Source organism: Candidatus Woesearchaeota archaeon, assembly GCA_003695435.1.
GTDB lineage: Archaea > Nanobdellota > Nanobdellia > Woesearchaeales > UBA11576 > J101.
Genome location: RFJL01000042.1, coordinates 1 through 7,072 on the forward strand (window position 1 = coordinate 1; position 7,072 = coordinate 7,072).

Consider the following 7,072-nt stretch of genomic DNA (forward strand, 5'->3'; position numbering starts at 1 on the left):
ACTTTGCTTCAAAACCTAAAACATCTTCTACGCGCTGTTTATACTGTTGTTTTTCTTGTGATGACTTGTAGAGAATGCTAAAGTTGTAACGTGGAATCGTTATTGCGTTGTAGAACTGAACTAAGTCATCATTATAGTTGAGACTCAAGGGGGAGTGTTCTTGTTCTGTTATGTCTCTGATGTGTTGTTGTTCCCATCCAAAGTATAGAGTAAGCTTTGCATTCATATTGTTTTTTTTTTCTTACCTCTGTCTTGTTTAATTCTCTTTCTCCCATTCTTTGATAGCTTTGAGCAAATCTCTTTGTGTAAAATTCATCCAGGGCTTATTTGCAAAATGAATGTGTGCTCTTGTTGCATCCCACAAGAGAAATCCATAGAGCTTCTTTTTTTTCCCCGTTTTGATTAAGAGATCAGGAGGGGGAAATGATGAGGAGTAGATTGTGTCTTTTACATCTTCTGAGGAGATGTTATTCATTGTTGTTTTACCGCTTATGACTTTGAGAGCGATGATCTTTGCAGCATCAACAATTTCCTGTTGACCTGAGTAATTTACGCACAGGTTGAAAAAATACTTATCGTAGTCTTTGGTATCATCAATAACGAGTTTTATTGCCTCAGAGACTCTTCCTGGAAGATCATACCATTTACCAAAAATAGAAATTTTTATTTGGTGTTCGTGAATAAACTTGTCGCTTAAGAGTGTTTCAAAAAATGATTTGAGAGCGTGCATGATTTCAGGGAAATCTTCACGTTCTTTGACCGTTGAGCTTAAGAGGTTGAGCGTCATTACGGGTATGTTTTGCTCTTGTTGCCAATGCATAGCGTCTCTTGCATGCGAGAATACTTTTTCATACAATTCTTTTGTGGGTAGACGTCCTTTATTCCAACTACTATGGCCTTTAAGGAGTAATGCTACGTGCGTTGGATGCGTCATACCATTCCCCAATAATAACACACCTATATAAAGGATCTCGCGATGCTTTTAAACTATGATTATGGAAACACTCTTCTTTTCTCTTGTTCTCATCGCACTCATTATAGGTAGTGTAACCGATTTGAAAACACGAGAAGTTCCCGATCAACTCAATTACTTCCTCATCGTCTCAGGTTTGGGACTACGCACAGTACTATCAATCATATATTCAGACCCCTTCGTAATTATTGCAGGGCTCATGGGATTTGCAAGCATGTTCGCACTTGCAATGTTTCTCTTCTACACCGGACAATGGGGTGGCGGAGATGCAAAACTCCTCATGGGCCTTGGGGCGATGATTGGCATGGAACTCTCTTTTACCACATTCCTTGTGAGTTTCATCATCAACCTTATCGTCGTTGGAGCAATTTTCGGACTTATTTACAGCATCTTCCTAGCATACAAGCACAAAACTGCATTCATCAAAAACTGGAAAAACTACCCTGTAAGAAGATTTGAGCGCTACGTCGTTTTAGCGGGTTTGTTCCCTCTTCTTGTAGGAGTTTTCATACCCTACGCACTACCGTTATTTGCCTTACTCACACTACTTATTATCGGATCATACTATGTGCTTATCTTTATGAAGGTCGTTGAACATGTTTGCATGATCAAAAAAATCCCTATAAGTAAACTTACTGAAGGAGATTGGATAGTAGAAGATGTCGTTGTTGGGGGAGAACATATCTGTGGACCAAGCGACCTTGGTATTACTGATAAGCAAATTGAGAGACTCAAACAACTCAAAATAAAAGAAATCACCATCAAAGAAGGAATGCCCTTTGTTCCGAGTTTTCTTGTTGCATACATCATCACATTTTATACAGGGCCTTGGTTCGTCACACTCATTAGTGGAGCGCTCTCATGAAAATCAAACTAAACCTTAACAAATCGGTTGCTCAAAATGCACAAGACTACTTTGAAAAAGCAAAAAAAGCAAGAAAAAAACTCAAAGGAGCGCTCAAAGCACTCGAAGAGGCAAAAACACAGTTAGAACATGCACGAATTGAATCAGAAGAAACAATAAACGCGCACAAACAACAAGCAGTAAAGACTAAGCGCAAAAAACACTGGTTTGAAAAATTTAGGTGGTTCCACACATCACAAGGACATCTCGTTATAGGAGGACGAGACGCAACCACCAACGAGATCGTTATTAAAAAACATCTTGAAGAAGGAGACCTTGTGTTTCACACAGATATGGCAGGCTCTCCCTTCTTCGTCCTTAAACTTGGGGGAGATAAAGCAACACCGCAAGAAATACAGGAAGTTGCAAACGCAACACTCACCTTCTCACGCGCATTCAAATTAGGACTCACCACTGCAAATGTTTTCTGGGTTACTCCATCACAAGTAAGTAAAGAAGCACAAGCAGGAGAGTACATGGCAAAAGGTGCATTTATGATAAGAGGAAAAACAAACTATGTTCCTTGTCAAATTGACTGTGCTATTGGAAAATGCGGTGAGCTTCTTGAATGCGCGCCACGCCACGCCCTTGAAGGAAGATGCAATCAAATCATCACCATTGTCCAAGGAAAGAAAAGACCCTCTGAAATTGCAAAAATAATAAAGAAAAAACTAGGTGGAGACTTAGATGATATCATTCGCATATTACCTTCTGGAGGTATGGATATTCGATGAGTTTAACAACGATTGCGCAATTCCTCTACGACATAGGATTTTATGACGTCATTCTGCCTTTTTTATTTATTTTCACCATTGTATTTGCCGTGCTGCAAAAAAGCACTGCTTTTGGAACCTATGAAGGAGGAGTTCCCAAGAAGAATATCAACGCTCTTGTCGCATTTGTTGTGGGTTTTCTCTTTGTTGCAAGTATCTCACGTGTTGCAGCATTTGAGAGTATCGCGCAGCGTATCTCGTTAGCACTTGTTGCAATGGTTATGGTCTCGCTAGTCTTAGGTGCTTTTGGTCAGCATTTAGATGTAGGAAAATCAAAAGCATATTGGATAGTGGTGCTTATCATCGTTGTTGCTATCTTCGTTTCCTCGCTTGGTTTTAGCGATTATATCTCTGGCCGAAGCGTTCTTGAGGTTCTTTTGACACCTTGGCTTGTTATGATCTTCTTCTTTTTACTCGTCGTGTGGTTTATTGTAAGAGATACAGGGACAAACAAGCCAAAGGAGACGACAAAAAAGAAAGTGTCGTCATCATCTAAGAAGTCTGAGTCGCCTGTACTGCCACAAGCACCAGAAGGTTTTGATTACAAACTTGTTGATGAAGGCGTTCCGCCTAAAAAGTAATTAGTTATTCAACTTTCTCAACTTTGTAGTGCCAGTAGTAGGTAATCTCCTTTGAACGCTCATCATAATCATAGACAAAGAAATCATTCGGACCTGGTCTGAACATAGTGTGTCCATGTTCATTTCGCACAGCTGAAGAGTGGAAATGCCCTCCTAGGCGAACAACTGATGTGTCGTCTGCAAGGTATTCTCTCGCAGCAGTTCCGCCGCCGTTGAGCGGGTCTTCTTGAGTGTCGGGAGTTTTATGGTAGAGCATGATGTTTGCAGCAGTTCCCTTTTCAAGACGCTTAAGCTCAGATTCATTTGCTTCTTTTGCATCTGGGTACCCTGAGGCGTAGTTAATAAAATAGTTTTGCACGAACGGTGCGATGGTGGGTTCTTGATAGAGTTTTGGAAGTTCTCCTGTGTTGTTTATTGCTTGCACGCTTACTCCATTGATATCTATTGAGGGGACGCGCTCAACAAAGGTGATGTTATCAAGAATATCGTAGGCGAGTGTGAGATCCCAATTTCCAAGTGTTGCGTAGATGGGTGCTTTAAATTTCTTAAATGCTTCATTCGCTTTCTGGTAGCTTGCTATGATCGGTTCAAGCGCAATCATTGTTGCTTCTTGTTGGCGTTGCAGAAGTATTCGCTGTTCCTCTTCGGGGAGTTTTGCAAGATCTTCTATGCGAGTTATGCCTTTTTCTTGAAGGGTGCTTTGTGATTGTTGCAATAGTGGAATTGCTTTTGCACTTGACTCTCTAAGTGATTTTTCAAGTGTGCTTTCTGCGGGGTCGCCAAGAATATCGCCTGTGTGGAACCATGCGTCGATGTTATTTGCATTTGAGAATTGAGCTATTGCTTCGAGAATTTTTTCACGACCATTTGTGGTCGTTACGTGAGTATCACTCATATGTGCGAGTCTCATAATAAAATAAATTCACCTCTTTTCAAAAATGTCAACCTCTTTTTGGCATGCCAAAAATTTACGCTGTTTACTCAGCACTTGCTTCTTCAACAAGTTTGCTGATAGCGTATTCCACAACGTGTGATTTGTTGCGGAATTGTGGTTTCTTTAGAAAAGCCTGCACCTTTGCGATGGACTCTTCTGAAAGAGAGATGGACATTTTGTATTTCATACTACTGAGTGTGAGCAGCTCATATATAAATCTTACTAATTTTGAGTACTTTAAAGTAGTTACCTTTTTACAAGACCCTTGGCAGTCTTTAAACTCTGTTTTCGTGGTTCTGGAGTAATTATACGTAAATAGATCTAAAATTAGGTATAATTAAATATATTTTAAGAAACCTTTAAATAGATATTGAAATATGTATCTTTGTGGTTAAGCTGCAATTTGATCAAAAACAGTACAAACTCACCATCCCCAAAGCGCTGGTAGAAGCAAAGGGGTGGCGCAAAGGAACACGTTTACGCGTAGAACTTGACACTGCTGGAAATCTTGTTCTCAAGGAGGAGCAATCATGACTTTTTTTAAAAGCTACCTGACTCTTACGGCAATTCTCTCCTTGCTCATCATTCCCCTAAGCATAGAACCAACCATCACAGGCATGTCCATACTCTCACAGACAATTTCCACAAGCATCTTTATCACCATCATACTCCTTGGAGTAATAGGGCTGCTCATAGCAGAACTTATCATCACCAAACCCGCAGCACCAGTGATAAAAACCAGAACTCTAGAACACGTAGATGAAGATATTAAACGAATTACAAGGAGGCTCAAACAGTGAGACGAGTTATTGAATTACGAAAACAAGCACGCAACCTTGACCCTATTATTCGCATTGGAAAAAACGGTCTCACCGAGGGTGTACTCAACCAGATCAAACTTGCCCTTGAAAAAAGAAAGCTCATCAAAATAAAGTTCCTTAAAAGCTATGAAGAAAGTGTAGATGATGCAGCAACAAAAATAGCATCAGAACTTCACTGCACACTCATCGACAAAATAGGAAAAGTAGTGGTGCTAGCTAAATGATGCTAAAACGAGAAGAATGCAAACCGGAACACTTGATAGTGATAAAACACCATTATAAACTCAAGCGAGGATATGCCCCATTATGAGCCCAAAAGAAAAGCTTGCGAAATACGGTTTCAAAGGAGAGCCTGATAAAATGGCCTTTGATCGTAACAGCGAGCCCGTTGAACTCGACCCTCCCTACCCCAAGCCAAAACACCGATTCAGATTCACCCTTGAACAACAAGGACTGGATATAGAAGAAATCTACTACTGGATACACACATCAATAGTTGATGATTTTGGATTTGCAGATACGCACAAGATTAAAGATATTTTCACCTCGAGTGAAATGTCAAGCTTCTTCGGAGCATCCCAACAACGATTACAAATTCAACAAGGACAGGTCTCAAACTACTTAGCAACAATAGGAAAACTCACCAAAGAACTCTTTCAACTCGTAAGAGAACTACGCATTATGAGTGAGCGGTTAGACTATTATGAATTAGCAAAAAAAGGAATGGATAAAGACTGGAGAAAAGCAAAAAAAAGCTACGCTCCGGAAATCACTCTTAAGGGAATCTGGGTAGATCTCAAAGATGGAGGAGCAAAATCCCCTGGATCAGTTTATGGACTTGCTTCTGTCTTGGGATACGCAACGCTTCCCGATCTCTTTTTTCACGCACCGCCTCTTGAAAAGGATCAAATCGACCCTTATGTTGAGAGTCTCCAGTTCAACCAACGAGTTAAAGACGTACTCAAAAGAAAACTCTACGCATACACGGCGTGGAAAGAGCAAACATACAAAGAACTCAAACATCGAAAAAATTTCACACTCAAGTACTTGCGCCAACACTATAACAGCATACAAATGTACATCAACTGGGTAAAACCCTACTTGCAGAATGTAACTCGACTCTCTCCAAACTCACAACTTGCTGCAAACTCCACAGATCTCGTCTCAGGATTTGAAGGATCATTACTTGAAATAGAGTACATCGCAGCACAACCATCCAACAAAAAATACCGTCCCGTCATCCTTGTCTCTATGATTTATCGTACAAGACCACAACTCCAATACGCAGATCAAAGCTTCCAGCATAGAGGACCACAACATACAGGAAAAGTAACTGTTATTCTAAGAGACTACGCATGGACAAAAGAAGACATTGAAAATTACAAAAGAATGCGACAAGAAGAATTCATGGAAGACCTCCTTAGCATTGATGAAGGTTTAAGAGAAGCAATTGAAGGGTTAGGCGATGACCTTTATTATTTTCTTGAGGAGGCAGGAGACACAGCAGGAGGAAAAGGAGCCGAAAAAGGAGAACAACGACTCGCAGAAGGTCTTTTACGCTCAGGCCTTGCAAAAACAATAGAAGAAGCAAGAGAGAAAGCAAGAGAACTAAAAAAACAAGAAGAAGAAAAAAAGAACGCACCTGCAAAACAACCTGGTGTGCTTGAACCCTTTGCTGAACTCATCAAAGGATTTGGCGTCTTCCTTCCCGACATCAAGAAAAAACCAAAAAAACAAGCACCTAAAGCAGATGACGGATCAAAGGGGAGTGCTGAAAGAGGAGCTGAGGTTGCTCTTTGGCAAACCTACAAAAATTTCAAAGCAAGTCACGGCATGGTAAAATGGTAAGAATATTGATGGTAAGAACATAATGGTAACAATACCCTACAAACAAAAACAAATGCGAAACGCGCCAAAACAAATCACACAACAACTCAGAAATATAGTACGTCAAGCAAAAACCATCAAAGGAATCTACTCACTCATCCTAGTAAATCCCTTTGATCAAGAACATCACCAAATACTCTGCATTATTGAAGATAACAACAAGGTTGCGGAAAAAAAAGCACTTGAACTAAGCTCATCA

At 40.3% G+C, this 7,072-nt stretch carries 11 protein-coding genes; 8 read left to right on the forward strand and 3 right to left on the reverse strand.

Translation table 11 applies throughout. The annotated features are described in order from the left end of the window. The coding region (locus tag D6774_03130) for a hypothetical protein (protein ID RME77834.1) at positions 1-226 on the reverse strand (226 nt) is incomplete at its 3' end. A gap of 30 nt (positions 227-256) precedes the next feature. Further along, positions 257-934, reverse strand: coding sequence for a di-trans,poly-cis-decaprenylcistransferase (uppS, locus tag D6774_03135; protein RME77835.1), 678 nt, complete (start codon positions 932-934; stop codon positions 257-259). Positions 935-989: 55 nt separating this feature from the next. Here uppS and D6774_03140 point away from each other — a divergent pair, with 55 nt between their 5' ends. Genes D6774_03140 through D6774_03150 form a run of 3 tightly spaced genes read left to right on the forward strand, consistent with a single transcriptional unit; the run spans position 990 to position 3,231 of the window. Further along, a complete protein-coding gene (locus D6774_03140; GenBank protein ID RME77836.1) occupies positions 990-1,838 on the forward strand; it encodes a prepilin peptidase in 849 nt (282 codons plus the stop codon). Continuing rightward, entirely contained in the window at positions 1,835-2,611 is a 777-nt protein-coding gene (locus D6774_03145; protein ID RME77837.1) for a DUF814 domain-containing protein, read from the forward strand. Before D6774_03140 ends, D6774_03145 begins: the two co-directional genes overlap by 4 nt. Then, positions 2,608-3,231, forward strand: coding sequence for a hypothetical protein (locus tag D6774_03150; GenBank protein RME77838.1), 624 nt, complete (start codon positions 2,608-2,610; stop codon positions 3,229-3,231). The genes D6774_03145 and D6774_03150 overlap by 4 nt, the downstream gene beginning before the upstream one ends. Positions 3,232-3,235: 4 nt before the next feature. Here the strand turns inward: D6774_03150 and D6774_03155 are convergent, their stop codons facing one another. Continuing rightward, positions 3,236-4,141: a metallophosphoesterase gene (locus D6774_03155; GenBank protein ID RME77839.1), complete on the reverse strand. Its 906-nt coding sequence runs from the start codon at positions 4,139-4,141 to the stop codon at positions 3,236-3,238. Between the two features lie 411 nt (positions 4,142-4,552). On the opposite strand from D6774_03155, the gene D6774_03160 reads away from it, so the two are divergent. From D6774_03160 to D6774_03180, 5 genes are all read left to right on the forward strand, one after another. Next, positions 4,553-4,699 (forward strand): AbrB/MazE/SpoVT family DNA-binding domain-containing protein, encoded by a 147-nt coding sequence (locus tag D6774_03160; protein ID RME77840.1) that lies wholly within the window; start codon positions 4,553-4,555, stop codon positions 4,697-4,699. Next, positions 4,696-4,965, forward strand: a complete 270-nt coding sequence (locus D6774_03165) for a hypothetical protein (GenBank protein ID RME77841.1) — start codon at positions 4,696-4,698, stop codon at positions 4,963-4,965. Before D6774_03160 ends, D6774_03165 begins: the two co-directional genes overlap by 4 nt. Beyond that, the gene (locus D6774_03170; GenBank protein ID RME77842.1) at positions 4,962-5,210 is read left to right on the forward strand and encodes a YhbY family RNA-binding protein; all 249 of its coding nucleotides are present in this window, start codon (positions 4,962-4,964) and stop codon (positions 5,208-5,210) included. The genes D6774_03165 and D6774_03170 overlap by 4 nt, the downstream gene beginning before the upstream one ends. 82 nt (positions 5,211-5,292) lie before the next feature. Next, entirely contained in the window at positions 5,293-6,834 is a 1,542-nt protein-coding gene (locus tag D6774_03175) for a hypothetical protein (GenBank protein RME77843.1), read from the forward strand. Positions 6,835-6,856: 22 nt separating this feature from the next. Beyond that, positions 6,857-7,072, forward strand: a 216-nt coding sequence (locus D6774_03180) for a hypothetical protein (protein ID RME77844.1), incomplete at its 3' end; no start/stop codon positions are given.

Coding starts and splice junctions, on each gene's coding strand:
- D6774_03175 (RME77843.1), top strand. CDS start 5,293: ATGAGCCCAAAAGAAAAGCTTGCGAAATACGGTTTCAAAGGAGAGCCT.
- D6774_03145 (RME77837.1), top strand. CDS start 1,835: ATGAAAATCAAACTAAACCTTAACAAATCGGTTGCTCAAAATGCACAA.
- D6774_03165 (RME77841.1), top strand. CDS start 4,696: ATGACTTTTTTTAAAAGCTACCTGACTCTTACGGCAATTCTCTCCTTG.
- uppS (RME77835.1), bottom strand. CDS start 934: ATGACGCATCCAACGCACGTAGCATTACTCCTTAAAGGCCATAGTAGT.
- D6774_03150 (RME77838.1), top strand. CDS start 2,608: ATGAGTTTAACAACGATTGCGCAATTCCTCTACGACATAGGATTTTAT.
- D6774_03155 (RME77839.1), bottom strand. CDS start 4,141: ATGAGACTCGCACATATGAGTGATACTCACGTAACGACCACAAATGGT.
- D6774_03140 (RME77836.1), top strand. CDS start 990: ATGATTATGGAAACACTCTTCTTTTCTCTTGTTCTCATCGCACTCATT.